General features: G+C 47.2%; 22 protein-coding genes. 15 read left to right on the forward strand and 7 right to left on the reverse strand.

The features are described from left to right. Positions 1–201: 201 nt before the first annotated feature. From AC3WS5_RS02940 to purN, 4 genes are all read right to left on the reverse strand, one after another. The gene (locus tag AC3WS5_RS02940) at positions 202–1257 is read right to left on the reverse strand and encodes a Gfo/Idh/MocA family oxidoreductase (protein ID WP_492465705.1); all 1056 of its coding nucleotides are present in this window, start codon (positions 1255–1257) and stop codon (positions 202–204) included. Positions 1258–1336: 79 nt separating this feature from the next. Continuing rightward, positions 1337–1954, reverse strand: coding sequence for a recombination mediator RecR (recR, locus tag AC3WS5_RS02945; protein ID WP_492465706.1), 618 nt, complete (start codon positions 1952–1954; stop codon positions 1337–1339). Positions 1955–2130: 176 nt separating this feature from the next. Next, positions 2131–2895: a peptidase associated/transthyretin-like domain-containing protein gene (locus AC3WS5_RS02950; RefSeq protein ID WP_492465707.1), complete on the reverse strand. Its 765-nt coding sequence runs from the start codon at positions 2893–2895 to the stop codon at positions 2131–2133. Positions 2896–2938: 43 nt separating this feature from the next. Further along, positions 2939–3535, reverse strand: a complete 597-nt coding sequence (purN, locus tag AC3WS5_RS02955) for a phosphoribosylglycinamide formyltransferase (protein WP_492465708.1) — start codon at positions 3533–3535, stop codon at positions 2939–2941. A gap of 492 nt (positions 3536–4027) precedes the next feature. Here purN and AC3WS5_RS02960 point away from each other — a divergent pair, with 492 nt between their 5' ends. The 12 genes from AC3WS5_RS02960 (at position 4028) to AC3WS5_RS03015 (ending at position 18936) form a co-directional block, all read left to right on the forward strand. Then, the gene (locus tag AC3WS5_RS02960) at positions 4028–5290 is read left to right on the forward strand and encodes a c-type cytochrome (RefSeq protein WP_492465709.1); all 1263 of its coding nucleotides are present in this window, start codon (positions 4028–4030) and stop codon (positions 5288–5290) included. Between the two features lie 83 nt (positions 5291–5373). Beyond that, entirely contained in the window at positions 5374–8556 is a 3183-nt protein-coding gene (locus tag AC3WS5_RS02965) for a TAT-variant-translocated molybdopterin oxidoreductase (RefSeq protein ID WP_492465710.1), read from the forward strand. Positions 8557–8773: 217 nt separating this feature from the next. Further along, complete coding sequence (gene nrfD / locus AC3WS5_RS02970) at positions 8774–10219, forward strand: NrfD/PsrC family molybdoenzyme membrane anchor subunit (protein ID WP_492465711.1); 1446 nt, start codon at positions 8774–8776, stop codon at positions 10217–10219. Positions 10220–10251: 32 nt separating this feature from the next. Beyond that, positions 10252–10839: a DUF3341 domain-containing protein gene (locus tag AC3WS5_RS02975; protein WP_492465712.1), complete on the forward strand. Its 588-nt coding sequence runs from the start codon at positions 10252–10254 to the stop codon at positions 10837–10839. A gap of 83 nt (positions 10840–10922) precedes the next feature. Next, complete coding sequence (locus tag AC3WS5_RS02980) at positions 10923–11540, forward strand: c-type cytochrome (protein ID WP_492465713.1); 618 nt, start codon at positions 10923–10925, stop codon at positions 11538–11540. 36 nt (positions 11541–11576) lie between these two features. Next, positions 11577–12821, forward strand: a complete 1245-nt coding sequence (locus AC3WS5_RS02985) for a quinol:cytochrome C oxidoreductase (protein ID WP_492465714.1) — start codon at positions 11577–11579, stop codon at positions 12819–12821. Between the two features lie 48 nt (positions 12822–12869). Continuing rightward, entirely contained in the window at positions 12870–13967 is a 1098-nt protein-coding gene (locus AC3WS5_RS02990) for a cytochrome c oxidase subunit II (protein ID WP_492465715.1), read from the forward strand. 39 nt (positions 13968–14006) lie between these two features. Then, positions 14007–15815 (forward strand): cytochrome c oxidase subunit I, encoded by a 1809-nt coding sequence (locus AC3WS5_RS02995; RefSeq protein ID WP_492465717.1) that lies wholly within the window; start codon positions 14007–14009, stop codon positions 15813–15815. 82 nt (positions 15816–15897) lie between these two features. Beyond that, positions 15898–16794 (forward strand): heme o synthase, encoded by an 897-nt coding sequence (gene cyoE, locus AC3WS5_RS03000; RefSeq protein ID WP_492465718.1) that lies wholly within the window; start codon positions 15898–15900, stop codon positions 16792–16794. A gap of 144 nt (positions 16795–16938) precedes the next feature. Continuing rightward, positions 16939–17514, forward strand: a complete 576-nt coding sequence (locus AC3WS5_RS03005) for a cytochrome c oxidase subunit 3 (protein ID WP_492465719.1) — start codon at positions 16939–16941, stop codon at positions 17512–17514. A 23-nt stretch (positions 17515–17537) separates the two neighbouring features. Further along, positions 17538–18419, forward strand: a complete 882-nt coding sequence (locus AC3WS5_RS03010) for a cytochrome c oxidase subunit 3 (RefSeq protein WP_492465720.1) — start codon at positions 17538–17540, stop codon at positions 18417–18419. Positions 18420–18483: 64 nt separating this feature from the next. Then, a complete protein-coding gene (locus AC3WS5_RS03015; RefSeq protein ID WP_492465721.1) occupies positions 18484–18936 on the forward strand; it encodes a cytochrome C oxidase subunit IV family protein in 453 nt (150 codons plus the stop codon). Positions 18937–19135: 199 nt separating this feature from the next. Here AC3WS5_RS03015 and AC3WS5_RS03020 read toward each other — a convergent pair whose 3' ends face one another. Together AC3WS5_RS03020 and AC3WS5_RS03025 are read right to left on the reverse strand one after the other, a co-directional pair. Beyond that, on the reverse strand, positions 19136–19813 hold the full coding sequence (locus tag AC3WS5_RS03020; protein ID WP_492465722.1) for a TetR/AcrR family transcriptional regulator: 678 nt from the start codon (positions 19811–19813) through the stop codon (positions 19136–19138). A 142-nt stretch (positions 19814–19955) separates the two neighbouring features. Beyond that, positions 19956–20585 (reverse strand): HAD family hydrolase, encoded by a 630-nt coding sequence (locus tag AC3WS5_RS03025; RefSeq protein WP_492465723.1) that lies wholly within the window; start codon positions 20583–20585, stop codon positions 19956–19958. Positions 20586–20800: 215 nt separating this feature from the next. On the opposite strand from AC3WS5_RS03025, the gene AC3WS5_RS03030 reads away from it, so the two are divergent. From AC3WS5_RS03030 to AC3WS5_RS03040, 3 genes are all read left to right on the forward strand, one after another. Beyond that, entirely contained in the window at positions 20801–21238 is a 438-nt protein-coding gene (locus AC3WS5_RS03030; protein ID WP_492465724.1) for an SET domain-containing protein, read from the forward strand. 134 nt (positions 21239–21372) lie between these two features. Continuing rightward, on the forward strand, positions 21373–22386 hold the full coding sequence (gene obgE / locus AC3WS5_RS03035; RefSeq protein ID WP_492465725.1) for a GTPase ObgE: 1014 nt from the start codon (positions 21373–21375) through the stop codon (positions 22384–22386). Between the two features lie 417 nt (positions 22387–22803). Then, positions 22804–25536 (forward strand): family 78 glycoside hydrolase catalytic domain, encoded by a 2733-nt coding sequence (locus AC3WS5_RS03040; protein ID WP_492465727.1) that lies wholly within the window; start codon positions 22804–22806, stop codon positions 25534–25536. Positions 25537–25563: 27 nt separating this feature from the next. Here AC3WS5_RS03040 and msrB read toward each other — a convergent pair whose 3' ends face one another. Further along, positions 25564–26130 (reverse strand): peptide-methionine (R)-S-oxide reductase MsrB, encoded by a 567-nt coding sequence (msrB, locus tag AC3WS5_RS03045; protein ID WP_492465728.1) that lies wholly within the window; start codon positions 26128–26130, stop codon positions 25564–25566. Between the last annotated feature and the right edge of the window lie 85 nt (positions 26131–26215).

A 26215-nucleotide genomic window follows, 5' to 3' on the forward strand; every position in this document is an offset into this window, starting at 1 on the left:
GTTTTTTACTTAATTTGCCAAGATGATCTTATAAATTATTGCGTCCTCCGATATCTTGCTAGGACTTCTCATAATCATACTGTATATGATAGCGCATTTAGGAAACTTTACCGTATTATTTTAGATATCGATTCTATAAAATCTGGTGAATAAGAGCTAAGACGAGCCAGCTCATTTATATATTTTCCCTTAAATAGATCCTCATCGCTCCACCGGCACCACCTTTCTTTCTTTGCTGCTGCGGAGTGCGGCGTCAATGATTTTCATGGTGAGGATGCCGTCACTGGCGGGTACCGGGTTTTTAGCCTTATGCACTAAAGCGTTGTAAACATCTTCGTAATAATTCATGTAGTTCCCGATCTGTGAACGCGTTTGCTTGCGGACCGTCTCGCCGTCAAGCGTTGTGTGCAGCAGTCCGTCATACCCTTCTGGTGTTGGGATCCACGGGCTCGTACTTGGAATAGCCCCAGCCTGAAGTTTCTCTTCCTGGAGATCAGAGCGCTCCTGCATAAACATCCCAGTTTCTCCCCTGAGGATATATGCCGAATACTGCTCCCTTGAGAAAACGGTGCCTTTTATTCTTACCCGGAACGGGTGATTATAATAAAACAGAACTTCAAAATAATCGTTGGCGACCATATCGGGCCGCTGCGTCAGCACGTCAGCGAAAACGGCTTGGGGAAAACCAAAAAGCTGAATGGCCTGATCAATCAGGTGCGCGCCCAGGTCGTGGAGGTTTCCCGCCCCGGGCTTATCGCCTTCCTTGTGTTCTTTGCCACTATGTCCTGGCCGGTAGCGGTCGAACCGCAGTTCGGCTTCCTTCAGAGGACCTAACATATTTTCGGTGACAACATCTTTCAACGCCAGGTAATCGCCGTCATACCGGCGATTTTGATAAACGCTGAGGAACAGATTTTTCTCCTTAGCCAGTTGGTCGAGCGCGATGGCTTCTACCGCATTTACAGTGAACGGTTTTTCAACGATAACGTTTTTTCCAGCTTTCAACGCGGTGCGGGCGAATTCAAAATGGGTTTGCACCGGGCTATTAACTACGATCAGTTCAATTTGATCGTCCTGTAGCATTTCATCCACCGAACGGCAGATTCTGGCTTCGGAATATTTTTCCCTGGATTCATCCCGGTGTCTTTCCACGATAGCGCTCAATTGAAAATTGGGGTTGGCCTTCAGAAAAGGCGCGTGAAATACTTTGCCGCTCATTCCAAACGCGCAAAGACCGGTTTGAATTATCCTGCTCATTTTAAATTGATTTTTGGTGACGTAAATGTACAGAGAAGCATTGTGCTTTCCATGAAACCGCACTGCGAAAGGGCGATTGCTACCTGTTGAGGTATTTTTCAACCGGCAACCGGTTTTGCAGACTGCGCGCGAGGGTCAGTTCATCGGCATATTCCAGTTCACCGCCAAAAGCGATCCCCCTGGCAATCGTCGTGATGGACACGGGTTTTCCTGCGAGTTTTTTTTGGATATAGTAAATCGTCGTATCCCCCTGAATGGTTGGACTGAGCGCGAAGATAAGTTCCTCGGGCTGCTCATCGTCAACCCGCTGGATAAGCGGGTCGATATGCAGTTGATCCGGACCTACGCCATCCAGCGGAGAGATGACGCCCCCGAGGACGTGGTAGGTGCCGTTGTATTGCTGCGTGCTTTCTATCGCGATAACATCTCGGATCGTCTCCACCACGCAGATCGTTTTCTGCAGGCGATAGCCGTTGGAGCAAATAGAGCAAAATTCACCATCGGCCACGTTGAAGCAGCGACGGCAAAAGCGAATCCCGCTTCTCATCCGGCTGATGGTCTCGCTAAACTGCGTCACTTCCTTCTGATCCTGTTTCAACAAGTGCAATACCAGCCTGAGGGCGGTTTTCTTACCGATGCCTGGTAGTTTTGAGAATTCGTTTACCGCAGATTCGAGCAGGGATGATGAAAATTGCATCCTGCAAAGTTAACCCCAATTTTTTCTGTGTGATGCAAAAGGAAAATTGCCTGCTTACGCAACGGCCGATGGCCCCGGTATTGCAAACATGAATTGGCGTCCAATTCGCCAGAGATGAAATAACATTAAAATAAAGTCTAACATCTAGCGTCTAGAATCTAAAGTCTAGCGTCTCCTCAATAATCATCATTAATTTCCCCTTCCTTCCAGAATGGCGGCGGGCGCAGGCCCAGGACAAACCGGGCGTAGGACGCTTTGATATATTGATGAAAAGTATAATCATTGGCCCTGGCCGTAAAAAGATAGCTTGGCTGATAGGCAGCAACAAACTCGTTGATCAGGCTGTCGTTATCCATTTGGGTGATCCTCCGGATCAGCGCCTTGCTAAACCGGTGTTTCACAAATGCATCCTGTTCCTGGGTGATAAGCCTTCGCTGGAAAGACTGCAGGTTGCGCGTGCGGCGAAATCTGAATGCATTGATCAGCTCATCCAGGTCGAAACCCACGCTTCCCGATCCGGAAGCGATCGCCAGCCCGGGTTTCTGGAAATTAAAAATTTTAGCATAAGCCTCCCGGTTGAGCATGGAGTCAAGTTTGTAGTCGCGTGTCCGGGCCCTGACTTCCGGCAGGGTGTGGATAAACATCTGGATGGAAATATCGAACGCAAATGGATTGGAAATGTCTTTGACTGCAAATTTCCGGGTGGGTTTGTTCAGGTAGCTAAACCAGACAGAATCGGTTTCCCGGGTCTCCAGGCTATAATGGCCGTTCTTATCGGTTACCGCTCCGCCTCCGGAGCTGGTCATGACGGAGACGGATTGAATAGGGATCACCCCGAGGCTGTCATAGACCGTTCCTCTGAGTTTTATCTGCCCGTTAGCCTGTTGGAAAGACAGGAAGAGCAGTAGATATATAAATAGTATCGGAAAATACTTTCTCAACAACTTGTATTGGACGCCAAAACAACTAAAGAAAATGCAAAAACTATTTTAAATCCTGTTTGGCATCCGTGAGCGACAACAAAATCTTTTCTAAAACCGGTGCAAAGTGCAGATGTTCCAACCGGTGAACTTTCATAGCCAGGGAATCTGGGTCATCGCCCTGATCTATGCTACAGGATTCCTGGAAGATGATCCTGCCGTGATCATAAAGGCCATCAACATAATGAATAGTGATGCCGCTTTCTGTCTCGCCCGCCGCCAGCACCGCTTCGTGCACAAACTTCCCGTACATACCCTTGCCGCCGTATTTGGGAAGCAGGGCTGGATGGATATTGACGATTTTTCCGGGATAAGCATCCAGCAAGGTATCCGGGACTTTCCATAAAAACCCAGCCAGGACTATAAAGCTGATTCTTTTTTCCTTCAACAGACCAACATAGCCATCGCCATTTCTGAAGCGCTGCTTATCAAGGATCAGGGTTTCGATACCTGAATTCCGCGCAATGTCCAGCACACCAGCCCGGGAATTGTTGCTGACGACCAGCGTAACCTGGACAACCGGGTGATTTTTAAAGTGTTCAATGATTTTTTGTGCATTTGAGCCGGTACCGCTGGCAAAAATGGCGAGATTGATAGCCATCTGAAAGATTTGTAGTTTTAAATCCGGGTCCGGCGCGTTGAGGCGATGAAACCGGCACCAAATATTTCCAAAAATACCGGAAATGACCAAATGAAGTTGAACAACGCTCTCAAAAGGAGATCGCAGATTATTTTTTTGTCGATGAATACCAATTTTTGGCCGGTTTTGCAGGTCAAGACCGGTATGTCACAAAAGAGTAAAACCGGGAAAGTTTTCCCCGATTTTCACCGCAAAACCCATCATTTGAGACCAGACATTTCCGTGACAATTATTTTTCCGGTCCTGGAAATCAAAGCTGAAAATGAACGAAATGCAGGCGGGTTAAGGGTTTAAAAAATTTTAACAATGTTGATGTTATGTTATACGCGAACCTTATTTTTGCAAATAATCAGAGGTTTTTATCCACATTTTAGATTTCACGCGTTTATGAATAATTATAAGTATATAATTACGAGACTAACATTAATTATAATAACGCTTTTTGTCGGGTCGATGTCTTACTCATTCGCACAGGCCGATTCCGCTTCCAAGGGGGGTGGGGTCGGCGCGGGCGTTGAGGAAGGTAAGACGCTGTTTGTTTCCAAGTGCCAGGCCTGTCACTCGGGAGATATGAAAACCAACAGTACCGGACCAGCTCTCGGAGGTATTGAAGCCCAGTGGGAGGACAAAGGGAAGCTGCATGAATGGATCCGCAATAATATTAAGCTGACCGCTTCGGGTTACCCTAAAGCTGTTGAAGTTTCAAAACTGACACCGATGGTGATGAGCACGTTCGATGACCTGACCGATGCTCAGATCGATAATATCCTGGCTTATATTGATGCTAAATGGACCGGAAAACTAGAGGCTGCTGCCAAAGCGCCTGCAGCTGGAGCTGCCGCAGGCGGACCATCGGCAAGTGATACGCAGAATTCGATCATTTTCGGCATTATTTCCCTGATACTGGCATTGGTGGTGGCGATTTTGCTGTTTGTAAACCGCAACCTCAAACGCATCTCCAACGACATAGAAGGTATTCCAACGGTGCAGCCGCTTCCGTTTTATCGTAATAAAATATATATAGCTACTACAGCAATTGTGTTATTCATCATCAGCGGTTATTACTTCTCTAAAGCGGCGATCGACGTAAACCGTCAGATCAACTATGAGCCGGTGCAACCTATCTTTTATTCACATAAGGTGCATGCAGGGATTAACCAGATAAGCTGTCTGTACTGCCATGGAAACGCCTGGGAAAGTAAGACAGCGGCTATTCCATCGGTTAATGTCTGTATGAACTGCCACAAGACGATCCAGAAGTACAATGGAGCACAACTCGTGGATTCAAGGGGCATGAAAATTGACGGCACCGCGGAAATCCAGAAATTATTTAAATACGCGGGATTTGATCCTCAGAACTCAAACAACTGGAATCCTGAACAGGCCCAGCCAATTGAATGGATCAAGATCCATAATCTCCCTGATCACGTTTATTTTAACCACAGCCAGCACGTAAGGGTCGGGAATGTGCAGTGCCAGACCTGCCACGGTGAAATAACGGCGATGGACGAAGTGAAGCAAGTAAGCGAGCTGAGCATGGGATGGTGCGTGAATTGCCACAGGCAGACCAAGGTGAACTTTAATACGGACAGCACCACGGGCAATAAGTTTTACAGCATTTACGAGAAATTCCACGAGGATATCAAATCCGGGAAGATGGATAGTGTAACGGTCAAGGACATTGGCGGCATCGAATGCCAAAAATGTCACTATTAATTATAATTGTATTACCATTAGTACCCGGTCGATGCCGGTGAGAAACGGCAGGAACGGGTAACAGATCAAAATAAATCGACAGAATGAGCGAAAATAAATATTGGCAGGGTTTCGCTGAACTAAATGATTCCGAGGCTTCCCAGAAACAGAATCATGATGAGTTTCGTGAAGAGTTGCCATTTGAGGATTTCGATAGTAAGGGACTGATCGACGCAAAGGCGCCACGCAGGGACTTTCTGAAATATCTTGGCTTCAGCACTGCTGCAGCTACACTGGCCGCAAGTTGTAAGACGAAAGTGCGACAGGCTATTCCTTTTGCTTATAAACCCCAGGAGCTGATCCCGGGTGAGGCCAAATACTACGCAACTACTTATCTGCAGGATGGCGACGCCGTTCCCATCGTAGCCAAAGTGAGAGAAGGTCGCCCGATTAAAATAGAAGGCAATGATCAAGCTTACACAAGAGGCGGAACAACAGCCAGAGTACAGGCCTCGGTGCTGGATCTTTATGATAGCCACCGCCTGAGGTTTCCGCTGAAAAAATCGGGTAGCGGATTTGAAGAAAGCACATTTGATGCACTGGACAAAGCAATTACTGCTGAACTCGCAGCGGCCGCGCAGATCGTTCTCCTGACCAGTACCATCAACTCCCCAACTACGCTTGAAATTATTTCAAAGTTTCCCAAGCTAAGGCATGTGCAATATGACGCCATCAGCTACAGTGGAATGTTACAGGCCAATGAAGCCGCCGGTTTTGGAAGGGTTCTGCCCTCCTACAAGCTGGAAGCTGCAGATGTTATTGTTAGTCTGGGCGCTGATTTCCTGGGGACCTGGCTCAACCCGGTTGAGCAGGCAGCAGGTTATGCCACCAGCAGGCGGATCAATGAAAATGCTCCGAAGATGAGCAAACATTACCAGTTTGAGAGCTTCCTGAGCATGACCGGATCAAATGCAGATGAGCGATTCACCCACCGGCCTTCTCAAACCGGAGCAGTAGCAGTCGCGCTGCTTGCAGCACTCAAAGAGGGAGTAACGGCGCCTGTTATAGCAGATTCAACTTTAAAAGCGGGCATTGCCAAAGTGGCTGCAGATCTGAAGGCTGCCCACGGAAAAGCGGTGGTTTTGAGCGGCAGCAATGACGCGCATGTCCAAACGGTCATTAATGCCATCAATGATGTGATTGGGGCAAATGGCACCACCATCGACTGGGTTGCCCATAACAAGAACAGGAAAGGTATAGATAAAGAATTTTCGGATTTGCTGACGCAAATGGAATCGGGACAGGTAGGCGCCATCCTGATCCAGGGTGCTAATCCGGCATATCATTATTTTGACGCTGAAAGGTTCAAGAAAGCGCTTTCAAAGGTTGGAACATCTGTGTCCTTCGGTGAAAGATTGGATGAGACCACGGAGCTTTGCAAATATGTTCTGCCAACGAGCCACTTTCTGGAGTGCTGGGGTGATGCCGAACCTAAGGCGGGTTACTTTAGCTTTCTTCAGCCAACCATTGATCCACTGTTCAAAACCAGGCCTTATCAGGACGCCTTGCTGAAATGGAATGCCGGCGGAAATACAACAACGTCCACAGCCGGAACCTATGATGTTTATTTCCGGGAATACTGGACTGCGAAATTTGGTGGGAAGGATGCATTCAATAAGATATTACAAGAGGGTGTTTACACACAACCGGCTACCGGCAGCGTAAGCTACAACGGCGCAACCTCAGGAGCAGCCGTTGCGGCGATTGCAGCCTATCCGGTAAGTAGTCAGGATGAACTGGCACTTTATGAGAACGTAGGCATTGGGCCGGGAAGTGGTGCAATAAATCCCTGGTTGCAGGAGTTGCCGGACCCGGTTGGAAAATCCGCCTGGGGCAATTTCGCGATGATTTCGATGGCAAAAGCTAAGGAATTGGGTATTAAACTCGATACCGAATATGAATACCACCCCCAAAAGCCCGTCATCAGCATTCAAACTGCGAAGACGAAAATCGAACTTCCTGTTTTGGTCGTGCCGGGGATGAATCCGAATACCATTGCGGTAGCGGTTGGTTACGGCAGAAGCGTGAACCTGGGCAGGACCGCCGCCGGCGTTGGCCAGAATGTATATCCATTTTCATCACTATTTGGTGATAATATTAACTATTCAGCTTCCCGGGTTACAGTCGCGTCAACCGGACGCAAAGAAAAAGTAGCGCAGAGCCAGATACATAATTCGTATGAAGGCAGGGTGGAAGTACTGCGGGAAACCACGCTGGCAACTTACAAGACGTATCCGGATGAAATAAAGAACTGGAGACAGAACCTGGTTGACAAATACGCGGCATCCACCGGTGACTTCCGGAAAGAGGGAACTATGTATGGCGTTCATCCAACCCCGGGAATCAAGTGGGGTATGAACGTAGATATGAATGCCTGTGTGGGATGCGCGGCCTGTGTGGTAGCCTGCCACGCTGAAAACAATGTCCCCGTAGTGGGAAAGGCCGAAGTCCTCAGGTTTCACGATATGCACTGGTTGCGAATTGACCGTTATTTTGTGAGTGATGAAAAGAACCCCGATAATTTGAAGGGGGTAGTCTTCCAACCGATGATGTGCCAGCACTGCGACAATGCACCCTGCGAGAATGTATGTCCGGTAGCTGCCACCAACCATAGTGAGGAAGGATTGAATCAGATGGCCTATAACCGTTGCATCGGTACCCGTTATTGCGCTAATAACTGTCCGTTTAAAGTGCGCCGGTTCAACTGGGCTGATTATAACGGAGCAGATAGCTTCCCCAACAACCAGGATCAGAAAACGGTGGGTAAACTGGATCCGGTAGTATTTCAAATGAATGATCCTGTAAGCAGGATGGTACTTAATCCGGACGTTACCGTGCGCTCAAGGGGTGTGATGGAAAAATGTTCTTTCTGCGTGCAGCGCTTGCAGCACGCTAAACTCGAGGCGAAGAAAAACAATCGCCCGATGAAAGATGGCGAAGCCAAAACCGCATGCCAGCAGGCTTGTCCGACAGATGCGATCGTTTTTGGAGATGTGCACGACAAAGAAAGTGCTATTACGAAGATCAGGCTGGATAATCCGCGCAGACTGTTTTATTCGCTGGAACAACTTCACGTTTTACCCAATGTCAGCTATTTCTCAAAGATCAGAAATACAGAAGAAGTGTTGGGTTCAGAAGCGTACAAGGGCGGCGTGGAAGGAGGAAAACATAGCGCGACGATACCGTCCGCAACGGGACACAACGCTGATACATCGGCTCATCATTAATAGGGCCGGGACCCGAGAATCGTCAGGAGAAATGATGTTCAGGAGTTATTAGAACAGATCCCTGCAGATAATCCGGAGTACGGGAATGAAAAGAGGATGAGGTGTAAGTGCTGATTCCGGTCATCTGGCCGGTGTGTAAAGAAAAGACGAAAAAGTTGAATGAGGGGGATAGGGAAGAATAAGAGGAATTTATTATAAGAAATTTTTATAAACAATTATGTCATTACTCAGGTACGAATCACAATCCAGGGCGCCGTTGGTTGAAGGAGGCAAAGATTATCACCAGATCACCGAGGATATCTGTAAACCCGTAGAGGACAAGCCTTCTAGGCTTTGGTGGATCGGTTTTCTGATTGCAGTCGGACTGCTAACTTTTGGTTGCATATCTGTGACAACGGAAGTAATCTATGGTGTGGGTCAATGGAACCTGAATAAGACCATCGGTTGGGGATGGGATATCACCAACTTTGTTTGGTGGGTGGGTATTGGTCATGCGGGTACCCTGATCTCAGCGATCCTGTTGCTGTTCAGGCAGGGTTGGCGTACGGGTGTGAACCGGGCGGCAGAGGCCATGACCATCTTCGCGGTAATGTGTGCCGGTCAGTTCCCCATCTGGCACATGGGTCGTGTGTGGAATGCTTTTTTCGTAATGCCCTATCCCAATACGCGCGGTCCGCTTTGGGTCAATTTTAACTCTCCCCTGCTTTGGGACGTATTTGCCATATCAACATATTTTACCGTTTCCCTTTTGTTCTGGTACAGCGGTCTCCTGCCGGATCTGGCCACGCTACGCGACCGGGCTAAGGTAAAATGGCGGAAATGGTTTTATGGCGTTGCGGCATTCGGATGGACCGGAAGCACAAAACACTGGCAGCGGCATGAATCGCTCTCCCTGGTTTTAGCGGGTCTGAGTACGCCCCTGGTACTTTCAGTACATACGATCGTGTCGTTCGACTTTGCCACATCAGTCGTACCGGGCTGGCATACCACCATCTTCCCCCCTTACTTCGTTGCGGGTGCGGTATTCTCGGGATTTGCCATGGTGCAGACGCTGTTGCTGGTTACCAGGAAAGTGCTGAAATTGGAGGAGTATATCACTGTCGAACACATCGACGTGATGAATAAGATTATTGTGCTTACGGGTTCGATAGTGGGTATTGCATACCTGACAGAACTATTCATCGCGTGGTATAGCGCTGTAGAATATGAGCAGTTCGCTTTCATGGAAAACCGGGTTAACCTCAACAGCCCTTATGGCTGGGCTTACTATATCATGATGGGATGTAACGTGCTCTCACCGCAGATCTTCTGGATCCGGAAGATGAGAAGGAATATTCTGGTCACTTTCTTTATGAGTATATTAGTCAACATTGGAATGTGGTTTGAGCGGTTTGTGATTATTGTATCGTCCATCTACCGGGATTACCTGCCCAGTTCATGGAGTACCTATTATTCACCGAGCATTTGGGAGGTAGGTTTCTTCCTGGGTACATTCGGGTTATTCTTCACCTGCTTTTTCCTGTTTGCTAAATTCTTCCCCGTGATAGCCGTCGCTGAGATCAAGCATATCCTAAAACGCAACGGCGACAACTTTAAAGCAGGAATGGACCGTGAGGAACAACAACCGCTTGAAGCGTTTATTGAGGAAAATGCACACCATTAAAAACAGTACGCAAAAGTTAAACATCAGGAATAATGAATGTTAAGAAATTTGTAGTCGGTAATTTTTATGAAGAAAATGTCTTGTTCCCTGCAGTGACCAAGGTGCGTCAGGCAGGTTACAAAATCCATGATGTCTATACACCGTTCCCGATTCATGGATTGGATAAGGCGATGGGATTGAAAGATACCGACCTGCATATTGCCGGATTTATTTATGGCATCACGGGCACGGCCACCGCGATTAGCTTTATTGGCTGGGCGCTGGCGGTGGATTGGCAGATCAATTTTGGCGGTAAGCCCTTCTTTTCGCTGCCCGCCTGGATTCCTATCATGTTTGAGTTGACTGTACTTTTCTCAGCTGTTGGGATGGTTCTTACGTTTTGCTGGTTGTGCCAACTGGCCCCATTTGTAAAAAAGGATCATTTCAATTTGCGAAGTACCGATGATACTTTCGTGATGGCGATCGAGTGTACTGACAAAACCAACGAAGCCGAAGCTGTTTCATTTTTGCAAGGTGTGGGTGCCAGTGACGTAAAAGCGGAGTACCGAGAAGCCGACTGGTGGATTGGCAGGTACGACAGGGATACTGTCAAGTTTGGAAAACCGGTTCCCGAGGTCTAGATTATATCGGGTCGGAAAGGCGAGAAGATTTTATCAAGGCCTGGAAGTAAAAGAGATCAAAAATTCGAATATTACTGAATAAAATGAAGAAATATTTATTGATAGCAGTTGTTGGAGCGTCGGGCATGCTGGCCGGGTGTGGTGCAGGTAAGGATCCGGGGTATGCCTATATGCCGGATATGTTTTACAGCCGGGCGTATGAGACCTATGCGCCTCATGATGATTTGACCAAAGAAGGGGTTCACTATACCGGCCTACCGGTTGCCGGAACTGTTTCCCGGGACGAGGATCTTTCACTCGTCTATCCCTTCAAAAATGATTCAGCCGGCTATGCACAATCCGCCACCATTAAGAATCCCCTTGATTCCGCGGGTGCTAAAATTGATCTGAAAGAGGCGGAGCGCTTGTATCTGATCAACTGCGCGATTTGTCATGGGGCGAAATTAGATGGGAACGGTCCACTTTTCAAGGGAGGCGAAGGACCTTACACGGCTGCACCAAAGAACTTTATGGATCCTGCTGTTATCAAACTGGCGGATGGTACGATGTATCATTCTATGACCTACGGAATTCGTGCGATGGGCAGCTACGCTTCACAGTTAAATCCGCGTCAGCGCTGGGAAGTCATTGCTTATATCCGCTCCAAACAAAAAGGTGTGGCGCCGGCAGCGCCCGACAGCACAGCGACGGCTAAAAAGTAAGTATAATATTAAAAGAACACATCAAAACAAAACGGGATGTCAAATTCGGAAAGGTTCATACCGGGAAAAAAATATAATACATTTTCTTATGTGCTAATGGCCCTGGGGCTGATAGCTGTTATCATACTGTACATTTCTACACATGGAGCTGCGGCCACCCCGGAAGAAGCTGCTGCGAACCATGCCAGGTTTTGGGCGAGCCTTTTACAGAACAGTGTGTTTTTCCTGATGATGTGTAATGCGACGATGTTTTTCATGGTGGCTACAACCTTGTCCTGGGGCGGATGGCAGATAGCCTTCACGCGCGTGACAGAGGCCGTCTCCGCCATGGTACCCATTCTGGGAATTATCGCGTTTTTCATTCTGATGGCCATCACGTTTGGGGATAACCACCTGATTTATCACTGGACCGATGCAGAGCATGTGCAGCACGATCCAGTGCTGCTGCACAAATCCGGCTTTTTGAACAAAGGTTTTTTCACGACGATAACGATTCTGACTATTTGGCTTTGGTCACTGTTAGGCTGGAAAATGCGGCAAATGTCGCGCAAGACCGATGATGACCCCCCTGTATCTATTGAAGACAAAAAGAGGTACAACTTCAACAATACGGTTATTGCTTCCCTATACGCGGTGGTTTTTGCGCTGACGGTTATGTCTTCGGTTCCCTGGCTATGGCTGATGAGCATTGATTCCCATTGGTACAGTACAATGTATAGCTGGTACACTTTTGCCAGCACTTTTGTATCCGGCGTAGCCCTGATCACTCTTTTTGTGATTTTTCTGAAGAATAACGGTCTGCTTGAAATGGTAAATAAAGAGCACCTTCATGACCTGGGTAAATTCCAGTTTGCGTTTTCAATTTTTTGGGCTTACCTGTGGTTCAGCCAGTTTATGCTGATCTGGTATGCAAATATTCCCGAGGAAACTGTTTATTTTAAACCCCGGATCGAGGGGCCTTATGCCTTTATTTTTTGGACGATGTTCATCATAAATTTTATCGGGCCGCTGTTGATATTTATGAGTAGTGATGCCAAACGGAATTATACAACTGTTACGTTTGTTTCTATCCTGATCATTTTTGGGCATTGGCTTGATTTTTACCAGATGGTTTTCCCGGCCATTTCACCCGGAAAAGTGCCATTTATTCTGTATGATTTATTAATTGGACTGGGTTTTGTGGGAATAATCATGTACTTTACAGGCAGGACGCTGAGTAAATATTCCCTGGTGGCCAAGAACCACCCCTTTGTCAAAGAAAGTGTGATCCATCATACTTAAACGGATTTGAAAAGAAAAAAGCTGAATTAACACAACAGAATCACATTTATGCAAACCTTTCTAATTCTGGTCATTTTGGCCTTGGGCTTCGCTATTGTATTTCAAATATCCCGGGCCAGTGAATATGTTTCCATAGTAAGGGGCGAGGAAAAGACGTTTAAACAGGCAAACAGGATTAACGCGTTTCTTTTACTGGTGTTCCTGATCCTGGGACTGTTTGGGGTCTATTGGACGCAACATACCCTGGGCGATAAGATCCTGAAATTCGGTTCCGCGGCCTCAGATCATGGGATCCTCGTAGATCGAATGATGAAATACACCCTGATTGCTACCGGAATCGTATTTTTCATTACGCAGATACTCTTGTTCTGGTATGCTTTCCGCTACCAGGAATCCGACAAGCGGAAAACCTATTTTTATCCTCACAATAATAGCCTGGAAATCATCTGGACGGTGGTTCCCGCGATCGTGTTGACGACATTGATCGGTTTTGGGTTGGTTTATTGGTACAGGATTACGAGTGCGGCGCCTGAAAATGCCATGACGGTGGAAATCACCGGTAGCCAGTTCAAATGGGAATTCCGTTATCCCGGGAAGGATGGTATTCTCGGTAAGAAATATTACAAAAATATTGATATGGCAATGGAAAACCCGCTGGGTCAGATCTGGGACGATGTAGCCAATCACGATGATATTTATGTGAGTGGGGAGCCCATGCACCTGGTCGTGAACCGGCCGGTGAGGCTGGTTATTGGGGCGAAGGACGTCATCCATAGCGTTGGTCTGCCTCATTTCAGGCTGAAGATGGACGCTGTGCCGGGGACACCTACAACGCTCTGGTTCACCCCGATCAAGACCACAAAGCAGATGAAGCAGGAGACAGGCAACGAAAATTTCGTATATGAAATTGCCTGTGATCAGATGTGCGGTGCCGGGCATACCGGTATGCGCGGAGAGATCGTGGTGGAAACCCAGGAGGAATACGACCTGTGGATCATGCAAAAGATTCCGAAATACCTGTTTGCAAAAAAAGCGCTTGCTGAGGCAAAATTGGCCCAAAGCGGTGTAACTGTACCTGCAGGAGATTCAACTGCAGCAGTACAGGGAGGAACACCCATTTCAAAAGACAGTTCGGCGACACATTAATTTACGCTAATTATTCCCGTTGTATAATTAATTAAGACTATGAGTGATACTTTACACCCGCATCCTGAAGTAGTGACCCTGGAGCCACAGCATGGAGCACATATCATACCGCATCATAAGGAAACATTTATCACAAAATATATATTCAGCCAGGATCATAAGATGATCTCCAAGCAGTATTTGGTGACAGGAATCATCTGGGCGATCATCGGGGGGCTTTTCTCAGTGCTGTTCAGGTTGCAGCTTGGTTTCCCTAATGAAAGTTTCCCAATCCTGGAGACCATTTTTGGAAAATGGGCTGAAGGTGGAAAAATACATCCCGAGTTTTATTATGCCCTCACTACCATGCACGGGACCGTGCTGATCTTTTTCGTGCTTACTGCGGGATTGAGCGGAACCTTTGCCAATTTGCTTATACCACTTCAGTTAGGTGCCCGCGATATGGCGTCGCCTTTCCTGAACATGCTTTCCTATTGGTTCTTTTTTGCAGGAAGTGTGGTGATGTTGTCATCGCTTTTCATTCAGACAGGTCCAGCATCCGGCGGATGGACGGTGTATCCACCACTGAGTGCGTTGGGGCAGGCCACTCTTGGTTCAAAGCTGGGTATGGATTTCTGGATCTCCGCGATGGTGCTTTTTGTGATCTCTACCCTGCTTGGGGGGTTGAATTATATTTCAACTATTTTGAATATGCGGACAAAGGGGATGAGTATGACCCGGATGCCGCTCACTATCTGGGGACTTTTATTCACCGCTATTTTAGGTGTGCTCTCTTTCCCAGTGCTGCTGTCTGGTCTGATCCTGTTGTTGTTTGACCGTCACCTGGGTACGAGTTTCTATTTAAGTGATATTTATGTTGCCGGTCAGGCGCTTTCTAACGAGGGTGGCAGTGCAATCCTCTTCCAGCACCTGTTCTGGTTTTTAGGTCACCCTGAAGTTTATATTATCATTTTGCCAACGATGGGGATTGTCTCTGAGGTCATGTCCGTCAACGCCAGGAAACCCATTTTTGGATATACGGCAATGATCGGATCCCTGTTCGCAATTTGTGTCCTATCATTCCTGGTATGGGCGCACCATATGTTTGTTACAGGCTTGAACCCCTTCCTGGGGTCGGTGTTTGTATTGTTTACCTTGTTGATAGCAGTTCCTTCCGCGATCAAAGTGTTTAACTGGCTTACTACCCTGTGGCGGGGTAACATCCGGTTCACGCCCGCGATGTTGTTCGCCGTTGGATTTGTCAGCCTATTTATTTCAGGCGGTCTGACCGGAATATTCCTTGGGAACTCCACCATTGATATTCACCTGCACGATACCATGTTTGTGGTTGCCCACTTCCATATTGTGATGGGCGTTTCAGCATTCTTTGGGATGTTCGCGGGTATTTACCATTGGTATCCCAAGATGTTCGGGAGATTTATGAACAATACCCTGGCGTATATTCATTTTTGGGTTACGCTGGTTGGTGCTTATCTAATATTCTGGCCGATGCATTACCAGGGTTTTGCCGGTATGCCCAGGCGATACCTGGATAAGAGCAGTTGGGTGAGCTTCAGCCAGTTTCATGGGCTTGATGCCATGATTTCAGTGGTAACGATCATCGTATTTGCCGTGCAGTTGTTGTTTGTATTTAACTATTTTTATTCAATGTATAAGGGCCGGCCGGTTAGAACGAGGAACCCCTGGGGTGCAACTACCCTGGAGTGGACCACGCCCATTCATCCGGGTCACGGAAACTGGGAAGGTGAAATCCCTGAAGTGCAGCGCTGGCCTTATGATTACGGTAAGGATGGCCGGGACTTTATCCCGCAGACAGAACCGATTGGCGAGCAGGAAACCGTACATTAAGAAAAGCAAGAATATAAGGCCCGGCGACTTTTCACCCGTGCAGGCCCGGCCGATTTTTTAAAGAAAGAATTAACACGAAGTTTTGACAAATTCCGGAGGGGGCGTTAAGGATTTTCTACAGTTAATAAAGCCCTCGTTAAGTATAATGGTGGTATTCAGCAGTGTGATCAGCTATCTGCTGGTGCCTGGCGTAACGTACGACTGGTGGCTGATCATGTTGTTCTTTGTAGCAGGATTACTGGTAACTGGTAGCGCCAATGCCATCAACATGGTGGTGGAAAAAGATACCGATGCCCAAATGAAACGAACGGCGAAAAGACCTGTGGCCGCGGGAAGGCTAACACCTGAACAAGGCTGGGGTTTTGCGATAGTAACCGGTGCAGTGGGGATTTACCTGATGGGGAATTATTTTAACTGGACAGCGGCAGGGATCGCAGCGTTCAGTTTATTCCTGTACGCGTTTGTGTACACACCGCTGAAGAAGGTCAACTCTATCGCCGTCTTGCTTGGAGCAGTTCCGGGTGCGCTGCCTTGCCTGATCGGATGGGTTGCGGGTTTTGTACCGGGGCAGCAAATCGACTGGACCGGAGGTGCGGTAATGTTTGGCATTCAGTTTCTTTGGCAGTTTCCACATTTTTGGGCAATAGCCTGGGTAGCACATGGTGATTACAGCAGGGTGGGTTTCAAATTATTGCCAAGTGATAAGGGGCCTACAAAATTCACAGCGCTGCAGACAGTTATTTATTCGCTGTTATTACTTCCGATCACGTTGGCGCCTTTCTTTGTAGGTATCAGTTCGCCCGGGGGAATAAGGGGCGGCATAGCACTTGTACTGATTGTCCTGGCGAACCTGTTCCTGATTTTCCGGTCGGTGACCTTGTATCGTAAGATGGATGTCTCGTCGGCAAGAAAAGTGATGTTTGGGAGTTACCTGCATTTGCCTCTGGTGTTGTTGGCACTTTTGCTGGCGAAGAGTTGAGAGGCGGGTGAGTGGAACAAATAGTACAATTTTGTAACCTGTTTTTTGAGATGTAAGCGTGGAAATTAGCAGGTTCTTTTTGAAAAAGCTGAGTAGGGAAGAGTTCGGGAAAGAATACGAAGTGGCGAAGGAAAAAATTAAATTATGCATGCAGGATCGGTGACAAATGATCAACATAAAAAATTACACCCACACAAGTTTGTACTGTGGGTGGCTATAGCGAGTATTATCATGATGTTTGCGGCGCTGACGAGCGCATTCATCGTGAAAAGTAATTATACAGGCTGGAGGACCATCGTTGTGCCGGGAATATTCTGGGTTTCAACGGTCATTATTATGTCGAGCAGTTTGACGATGTATCTTGCGTCAAAGGCCTTTCGAAACAGGGAGATGAAGAAGTACCGGATGTATATGGCAGCCACCCTGGGGCTCGGGCTGTTATTCCTGCTTTGTCAGGCTACGGGGTTTATTCAATTATGGCAGGAAAACGTACGATTCCGCGGATCTTCAGGCGAGGGTCAGTTCTTTTATGCCATCGCCGGTTTACATGCGCTGCACGTAATTGGAGGTGTAATCGCCATCGCTGTCATGTTGATCAGGTCTGTGACCGGCAAGGTGAAGAGTTATGGTACTGTTCCCGTGGAAGTGATGAGCATCTACTGGCACTTTATTGATATTTTATGGGTTTATCTGATGATATTTTTCTTAATAGCAGCTTAATTTTTTAATCAGGAATTATCTATATGGCACAAACAGCAGTCCTACAAACACATCGTACCAAATGGTGGAGCGGGGGTAAGAGTCCATTTAACATTGAGTACGGGAAAATGATGATGTGGTTCTTTCTGATGAGTGATGCTTTCACCTTCGGGGCATTTCTAATTTCTTACGGAACGATTCGCTTCAGTCAAAACTATTGGCCCGATCCCAGCGTGGTTTTTAACGCATTCCCCGGCGCTGGACATGCAAACCTCCCCCTGGCATTTGTAAGCGTTATGACCTTTGCTTTGATCCTGAGTTCGGTAACGATGGTGCTGGCTGTACATGCAGGGCACAACCGGGATAAAGCGGCCGTGGAAAAGTGGCTTACCTGGACCATCATTGGCGGATTGTTTTTTCTGGGCTGCCAGGCATGGGAATGGCATCACCTGATAGCGGGGCAATTGCCAACCTTGGTGGATGGAAAAATCGAACTGTTGGGGCAGACCACCCGGCATAACCCCTGGGGTCATTTAGTGGAAGGTGCAGCACTTACCGAGGCCCTGAACAATTCATCGATGCATACGCTGGCTACAATGGCGGGCGAGTTTCATCTGACTGATCTTTCTCACGCGCAACTCTTAAATACGCCGAAAAATGAACTGGTCAGCATGCTGACGCAGGGTGGGGTTCACGTGCGCGAGGCAGGTCCGGCGGCATTTGGCGGATTTTTTTATGGTATTACCGGCTTTCACGGTTTTCACGTATTCAGCGGGATCGTCATTAATTTTATTATGCTGAGTATGACCCGGTCCAATGTGTTTGAGAAAAAAGGCCATTACCTGATGATTGAAAAAGCCGGATTGTACTGGCACTTTGTGGATCTGGTTTGGGTATTCGTATTTATGGCTTTTTACCTCGTTTAAATGATTCGGGGGGAGGGGCAAACAGGATCAGCATATCTTTTTAAATATATAAAATTATTCATACATGGAGCAGCCAGTATTATCACCGGAAGTAACTTTTGAGCATCATATGGACACCAGGTCGTTCAACAAACGAATCAAAAAAACGACGATTGTCCTGTCTGTCATAACCATTTTCGAGCTGATGCTTGGGTTAGCTATCTATCTGTTGCATAAGGGCGAAGCGCCCAATCCATACTTTGTTCATTTCCTGAAGGGTGTGATCATCATTTTTACCCTGGCCAAAGCCTATTATATTGTCTCGGTATTCATGCACCTGGGCGATGAGTTACGAGGCTTTATTATGACCATAGTACTGCCGCTTATTCTGTTTATCTGGTTTATTATTGCCTTTCTGGTTGACGGAAATTCCTACAGGAACCTCCGGAATGAATTCGACAAGTACTACCTGGAGTCAACAATGCCGAAGTCGCACCAGACTCCTGCTCCTGCACCGCCTCAGCGCGGGCTTCAATAAGGACCGGTTTATACCAGCCGATGGGAAAGCATCACGTCACCCGGGGTCAGATCTCACCCGGTGCGATTCCCGGGTGAGGTGACCAGAAAAGGCTTTGGAAACTACAAGTCCAATAATTTCAACACTGGGTGATATTTACCCGGTCGATTTGTAGCACGGGTGGCACAATCTTCAACCCGGGGCGGATAACGGGGAGTAATCATTTCTTTGCTTTCTGAAGCCGCTTTTTTGTACTTTTTGCTTCGGTGTAAGTTGAAGCCACCACGCGTTTCAGTTCGTTCATGACTTTTTCCCGGTCGGCTTCTTTGTGCAGGTTAAACCCACAGAACCCATTAGAACTAACGGCATCATTCAGGACAAGGTAATACAAGCCTGCAAGCAGAATGGCATATGTCGCCTTCATATCAATCCCTGTTTTATCAAACAGCGGCTGAGTTAGTTTAAACAAGGGCGTTTCATATTCTTCCCTTTCCTCGGATAGTTTACGCGTAAGCTTGTTTTTTTCACTGATCTGCCAGGCAAGTATCCGCTGCATTTCTTTGTTCTGAAACAAGTGTTCAAATTGAGCGGTAAGCAAATCTATTGCCTGGCCCTCACCATAGTCCGCAACGTTTTCATTGATTTCAGGCAGAACCTCTCCGGTTCCATCGGTCCAGTAGTCCTGTTGCTTAAGGTAGCTTTGAACCAGCTTGTCCACACTGCCGAAATATACATAGATCAGTTTTTTGTTGACGCCGGCGACTTCTGCGATACGGTTTACACGAAGTGCGGTGTATCCTTCTGTTCTGAGAATTTTCCCAACAGTATCTATAAACTTTTGTTTGGTCCGTTCCTTACTATAGACGGGCCCCTCGTGAATTTTTCTTCCTTTTTTCATATTGTTTGGTTTAGTATATTGTAAACTTATTATGTACGACGATCTTATGCCATATTAAAGTTAGAATATTAATAATAATTTATTGGCAAATTATTTTTTGCCGGGTACCTCAGGTACCCGAACCCGCGTATTAAGCTGCAACCTAACCCTGATTTTCGGCGACATTTTGGTAATCGAGATTTTCAATGCGGGATCCGGACTGTAACAAGTACGTTTTTATTCCAACTTGCGCTGCGTTCGGCAGGTTAATGGCTGTGTCGTCGATAAACAGTGTTTCTTCCGGTAGTATGCCAGCGTCGCTGACCACATATTCAAAAATTTCCCTTCCCGGTTTCCTTAAGTGGATCTTGTGAGAAAAATAGGGTCTAATGAACATGGTATCGACTGACGGCAGACCTTCCTCGAGAAGCTTTCTTTTGACCGACATTTCGTGGAGTTCATTTGTATTGCTTAGCAGATAAAGTTGGTACTGCTGTTTCAGTGTTCTCAGGGACTTCAGGCTGCTAATCCTCAGTGGGCCCAGCATCCGGTTCCAGGCCGAGGAGAGCTGTTCATGAGTTACCCCCGTCGCAGAAGCGTCGGCAAGGTTATTGAGAAACTCGTTTGTGCTAATAGAACCGGTTTCATAAAGTTTAAAGTTATCATCATCATGAAACCTTTTGAAGAGATCGTCAGGCATCTTAAAGCCAAGGTTTGAGAAGGCTTCCGAGCATCCTGCGGGGTCCAAGTCGATCAGAACCCCTCCGAGATCGAAGACAATATTTCTGATCATATAACGAAGTTATGGGATTTGGTTTACAGGTGTTCATTTCACGGAAAGTAGGTGGACGGCAAAGCAAGCGGCCAACGCGGGAATCAACACCGTCTTCTTCATATTTTAAAAATAGTGAAATAACATGGTGATGAACGGGGTCAGATTTTATTATTTTCGGCTGAAAGGCAAAGAGAACCCGAATTGCAATAAATTCGCTGTCTTAAAGATAAATTATGCCTATTCGCTCATCTAAAACACTCCAGGTAAAATCGTCCACGCTACCCGGGGCCGGAAAAGGTTTGTTTGCTAAGGTTGATTTTCCCAGGGGCAGTATCATTGTCGAATATGAAGGAAAACGTTGTACCTGGAAGGATGTGGAAGACGATGTTGACAATGGCTATATTTACCATATTGACGATGAAAATGTCATAGATGCGGCCAAATTCCCGGATGCTTTCGGCCGATACGCAAACGATGCGGCCGGACTTCAGAAATTATCGGGCGTTAAGAATAATGCCATTTACCATGAAGAGGGAAAGCGTGTTTTTATAAAAGCAACAAGGAGGATCCAGGCTGGTACAGAGATTTTTGTTTCTTATGGCCGCCTTTACTGGAAACAGGTCAGGGAAAATATGCGGGAAGACGGTAGGAATAGCAAAATAGTCATGTAATCAAATTTTAGCAAGGGAAGAATGCGCTTGAACTACCGGAGCTAAAGAATAGGCAGGTCAATCAGGGCCTTTTCAAGGCGATCTGTTTTCCAGGTACAATCCGGTTATCTTTGTAGCCTTCCAAATCTTTCGTATTGGATAAAAGTAATTTTGTAGATCAGATCAGGGTTTTCTGCCGCAGCGGGCACGGCGGCGCAGGCATTAAGCATTTCCTTCGGAATAAATTCACTGCGAAGGGAGGCCCGGATGGCGGCGATGGCGGTCGTGGCGCCCATATTATTTTAAGAGGTAACCGCAACCTGTGGACGCTGCTTCATTTGAGATACTATAAGAATATCCTGGCTGAAAACGGTGAAAACGGCGGACATAACAATAAAACCGGCCGTGATGGTAAAGATATTATCATTGATGTTCCGCTTGGGACAATTGCAATAGATGAAGAAACAGGGCTGACGGAAGCGGAGATTCTGGACGACGGACAGGAGGTAATTTGGTTGCCTGGCGGGAAGGGCGGTCTGGGGAACGCAAATTTTGCGACAGCTACCAATCAGGCGCCCGAATATGCGCAGCCAGGATTACCAGGCATAGAAGGATGGAAAGTACTTGAACTGAAAGTACTGGCTGATGTAGGACTGGTAGGCCTTCCAAATGCAGGTAAATCAACGCTGCTTTCGGTGATTACTGCAGCGAAACCCAAAATCGCTGATTACGCGTTTACCACGCTCACGCCCAACCTGGGAATCGTGGCCTACAGGGAAAATAAAAGTTTTTGCGTAGCGGATCTGCCAGGAATTATTGAAGGGGCTGCCGAGGGAAAAGGGCTTGGTCACCGGTTCCTGCGGCATATAGAAAGAAATCCTGTACTATTATTCCTGATACCTGCGGACAGCAGTGACCACCGTCGTGAATGGGAAATCCTGCTGAATGAACTGAAGGAATATAATCCCGAATTGCTGGACAAACAAATGGTGATTGCCATCAGCAAAAGCGATATGCTGGATGAAGAGTTGAAAGCTGCTGTGCGTAACGAAATGCCTGGTCATATTCCGTTCCTGTTTATTTCTTCGGTGACAGGCACCGGGTTAACAGAATTAAAGGATGTTTTGTGGAAGGCCCTTCAGGAAGACCCGGGACAAAAACCTGCGTGAAAAGATTATTTGTCGGCTGGTTAATCAACAGCGGGACAGAGCAGGATAGCTGATTCCGGATATGTTGTAAATTCGAAAACGCTCTGTCGGAATCTTGACATTAATTGTTTGTCACAAAATGCTTCTAAGTAGGTATACATAAGTGAACCAAACGATTTTGAAAATTACGATTCATCTGGCGGCGAAACGTTGACGAGATTTGACCGCGTGTAAGAATCTGGGATCGGGCATATGAAATGAAGGATGCAAAATTTTTCTCACACAGGTTAAGGTATCGGTGAAGTTCACCGCCCCCGTCCGAATCGTCCGCCGCGGCGGACGTCCGGGCGTGTCTGCCTACCTTTGGCAGGTAAACCGACAGGCAGGCATTCGACAAAATCATTAACCGCTAAAGGCGGGGAACTAAAAAACATAAAGATGAAAAATTGGATTGTCTTTGCCTTGTTGGCACTTTTGGCACAGCCCCTATTTTCCCAGACCAAGGTTCGGGCCTTGCTCACGGAAAACCTGGAATCACCGCTGGGATTGGATGTTGCTCAACCCAGGTTTAGCTGGCAGCTTACCAGTGAACGGAGAAACACGATGCAGCAAGCTTATGCCATCCGGGTTTTCAAAGGAAAGAATTTGGTTTGGAACAGTGGTAAAGTGATCTCCGACTCATCCGTGTATGTTACATATAAAGGTGCCCCACTTGAGAGCGGATCCCGTTACCATTGGCAGGTTCAGGTTTGGGATGATGGGGGCCGGGTTTCTCCCTGGAGCGTGCAGTCTGTTTTTGGAACCGGGTTTTTCAGCACGTCTGACTGGAAAGCCAGGTGGATCGAGCCAGGGTTCGATAATGCCGTCGAACAACCCTGCCCATTGTTCAGAAAAGATTTTTCAACAAAGAAAAAAATTAGCTCCGCCATGGTTTACATGACGGCACATGGATTATACGAAGCCTGGTTAAACGGCAAAAAAATTGGAGATGGCGTGTTGACTCCCGGCTGGACGTCGTACAACAACCGACTGCAGTATCAGGCCTATGACGTCACAGATCTTTTGCGGGAAGGAAACAATGCCATTGGCGTGGCGCTGGGTAGCGGCTGGTACAGGAGTGCGCTGGGTTGGGGAGAAAACAAGAACCATTATGGAAAAAACCTGGGTCTCCTGTTTCAATTAGAGCTCAGATATACGGATGGCAGTTCGGAAAGTATCCTGTCTGACGGAAGCTGGAAATCATCAACCGGTGAAATTATTTATTCGGAAATATATAATGGGGAGACGATTGATGCGCGGAAGGAGAAGAAAGGCTGGATGATGCCCGGGTATGCAGACGCAGACTGGAAAAATGTGGTGGTTGTACAAACGCCCTTGAAGAACCTGATCGCTACCTGGAATGAGCCCGTGAAAAGAAAAGAGGTGTTCAGGCCTGTGAAACTTATAACGACACCTGCTGGCGAAAAGGTCATTGATTTCGGCCAGAACCTGGTTGGTTGGGTAGTCATGAAAGCAAGCGGCCGTGCCGGCGATTCTGTCGTTTTATCCCATGCGGAAGTCCTGGATAAGAGCGGTAATTTTTATACTGCCAACCTGCGGGGTGCAAGGGCGAAGAATAAATATATCCTGAAAGGGGGTGGTGAAGAAATCTTTCACCCTCACTTTACCTGGCAGGGATTCAGATATTTGAAGATCGAAGGTTACCCTGGTGCTATCAACCTTGATAATTTTGAGGCGATCGCGCTCTATTCCGATATGAAACCGGTCGGAGAGTTTAGTTCCTCCAATGCCCTGATCAACCAGTTGCAGCACAATATTCAATGGGGGCAGCGGGGTAATTTCCTGGATGTACCTACTGATTGTCCGCAACGTGATGAACGTTTGGGCTGGACCGGTGATGCTCAGGCTTTTTCGAGGACGGCAACCTTTAACATGCGTGTTCATAGTTTCTTTGCCAAATGGCTCAGGGACGTCGAGGCAGATCAAATTGACGGGAAAGTACCCCACGTGATACCAAACGTTCTGGGGCCCGGCGGTACCAATAGCGCGGGGTGGGCAGACGCAGCCACTATTGTCCCTTGGAATATGTACCTGGCTTATGGCGATAAAAAGATACTCCAGACTCAGTATCCAAGCATGAAGGCTTTTGTAGAAAGCGTTCGGAAAGTGACTAAGAACGATTTGTGGAACTCGGGCTTTCATTTTGGCGACTGGTTGTTCTACCGGCCTTTTGATGATAATGACGGGAGATCCGCGGTTACCGACAAATACCTGATTGCACAGTGCTTTTATGCCAACTCGATCCGGATCCTGGCCAAAACTGCGGCGCTACTGGGGTTCAGCAATGATGAGGCAGAATACAATAACCTGGTCCAAAAGGTTGTTGCCGCGTTTCAGCGGGAGTATGTTACGGCAAGTGGCAGACTGGTCTCAGGAACCCAGACCGCTTATGTATTGGCTCTGAATTTTGATATGCTTCCGGAATCTCAACGCGCGCAGGCCGCCGAACGGTTGGCTGAAAACATCAGGAGCTATGGTAATCACCTCACCACGGGCTTTTTGGGCACACCTTACCTGTGTCACGTGCTTACCCGTTTCGGGTATGATGACCTTGCTTATACGCTGTTGTTAAAAGAGGATTACCCCTCCTGGCTGTATCCTGTTAAAATGGGTGCCACCACAATCTGGGAGCGATGGGACGGACAAAAACCTGACGGCAGTTTTCAAACGCCGGGGATGAACTCCTTCAACCATTATGCTTACGGGGCTATTGGAGATTGGATGTACCGAAAAATGGCGGGGATTGACACGTACGAGGAAGAGCCGGGATATCGTCATATTCTCATTAAACCTCATCCGGGCGGGGGTTTCAGCGATGTGAAGGCATCTTTAATGACCTATTATGGCCAAGTAAGCAGTGACTGGAAGATCAGCGGGAGTAATCTGACGCTGACACTTGAAATACCAGTTAATACACGTGCGACCGTTTATCTGCCGTCTACCGGGCTAAATGAAATCAGAGAGGGAAGCAAACTTCTGACCGGTTTAAAGGAAATCAAGAATATAAGCGTTACAGGTAATTACACGAAAGTGGATCTCGGATCCGGTAATTATCAGTTCACGATGCCGGCCGGGAACCTGGCAGCAAAAAGCGCCGAAGCACAAAAATAAAATATCGGAGTTGTCTGCGAAACCGGTCTATTTTTTTTGATAGTTCTCTGCGGCGGACTTCGCTTTTTCGAAGTCAAGGACTACACCATTAATGCAGTACCTTAACCCGGTAGGGGGAGGTCCGTCTTCAAAAACGTGACCGAGATGTGCTTTGCATCGGCCGCATTCAACTTCAGTACGAACCATGCCATGCGAACGATCTTCCAGGTAAATGATACTTTTTTTGCTTATGGGCTCAAAGAAACTCGGCCAGCCGCATCCGCTTTCGAATTTTGTGTTGCTCTTAAACAATGGATTTCCACATGCGGCGCAGTAATAGGTTCCAACTTCGTCAAATTTTTCAAATTTGCTGCTCCACGGGCGTTCTGTGCCCTTCAGCCTGGCGATTTCATATACATCTGCGGGCAGAATCTTTTTCCATTCTGCCTCAGAAACATTTACAGCCGATGGGTCGGTCCGCGAATAAACGGGGTTACCAGTATTTTTCATGTCTTTGGAATTCATATCCTGTGAATTGGAAGTCTGGGAATAACTGCATTGCTGAAACAAGGTGCAGCAAACGAGCAGAAGCCTAAATGAAAACCTGACGTCCATCTGACAAGAACAATTTTTCATAGCAAAAGTTGATCGAGCCCGCTTTTGGAGGCTATTTTCCTGATATTCGTCACGTTGGATTGAA

Source organism: Niabella sp. CPT15-335-S11, from assembly GCF_058792415.1.

Coding starts and splice junctions, on each gene's coding strand:
- AC3WS5_RS03020 (WP_492465722.1), bottom strand. CDS start 19,813: ATGAAAAAAGGAAGAAAAATTCACGAGGGGCCCGTCTATAGTAAGGAA.
- msrB (WP_492465728.1), bottom strand. CDS start 26,130: ATGGACGTCAGGTTTTCATTTAGGCTTCTGCTCGTTTGCTGCACCTTG.
- AC3WS5_RS02990 (WP_492465715.1), top strand. CDS start 12,870: ATGCAAACCTTTCTAATTCTGGTCATTTTGGCCTTGGGCTTCGCTATT.
- AC3WS5_RS02940 (WP_492465705.1), bottom strand. CDS start 1,257: ATGAGCAGGATAATTCAAACCGGTCTTTGCGCGTTTGGAATGAGCGGC.
- AC3WS5_RS02980 (WP_492465713.1), top strand. CDS start 10,923: ATGAAGAAATATTTATTGATAGCAGTTGTTGGAGCGTCGGGCATGCTG.
- AC3WS5_RS02965 (WP_492465710.1), top strand. CDS start 5,374: ATGAGCGAAAATAAATATTGGCAGGGTTTCGCTGAACTAAATGATTCC.
- AC3WS5_RS03015 (WP_492465721.1), top strand. CDS start 18,484: ATGGAGCAGCCAGTATTATCACCGGAAGTAACTTTTGAGCATCATATG.
- AC3WS5_RS02960 (WP_492465709.1), top strand. CDS start 4,028: ATGTCTTACTCATTCGCACAGGCCGATTCCGCTTCCAAGGGGGGTGGG.
- AC3WS5_RS02995 (WP_492465717.1), top strand. CDS start 14,007: ATGAGTGATACTTTACACCCGCATCCTGAAGTAGTGACCCTGGAGCCA.
- purN (WP_492465708.1), bottom strand. CDS start 3,535: ATGGCTATCAATCTCGCCATTTTTGCCAGCGGTACCGGCTCAAATGCA.
- AC3WS5_RS03005 (WP_492465719.1), top strand. CDS start 16,939: ATGCATGCAGGATCGGTGACAAATGATCAACATAAAAAATTACACCCA.
- AC3WS5_RS02985 (WP_492465714.1), top strand. CDS start 11,577: ATGTCAAATTCGGAAAGGTTCATACCGGGAAAAAAATATAATACATTT.
- AC3WS5_RS02975 (WP_492465712.1), top strand. CDS start 10,252: ATGAATGTTAAGAAATTTGTAGTCGGTAATTTTTATGAAGAAAATGTC.
- AC3WS5_RS03025 (WP_492465723.1), bottom strand. CDS start 20,585: ATGATCAGAAATATTGTCTTCGATCTCGGAGGGGTTCTGATCGACTTG.
- nrfD (WP_492465711.1), top strand. CDS start 8,774: ATGTCATTACTCAGGTACGAATCACAATCCAGGGCGCCGTTGGTTGAA.
- recR (WP_492465706.1), bottom strand. CDS start 1,954: ATGCAATTTTCATCATCCCTGCTCGAATCTGCGGTAAACGAATTCTCA.
- AC3WS5_RS03010 (WP_492465720.1), top strand. CDS start 17,538: ATGGCACAAACAGCAGTCCTACAAACACATCGTACCAAATGGTGGAGC.
- AC3WS5_RS03030 (WP_492465724.1), top strand. CDS start 20,801: ATGCCTATTCGCTCATCTAAAACACTCCAGGTAAAATCGTCCACGCTA.
- AC3WS5_RS03040 (WP_492465727.1), top strand. CDS start 22,804: ATGAAAAATTGGATTGTCTTTGCCTTGTTGGCACTTTTGGCACAGCCC.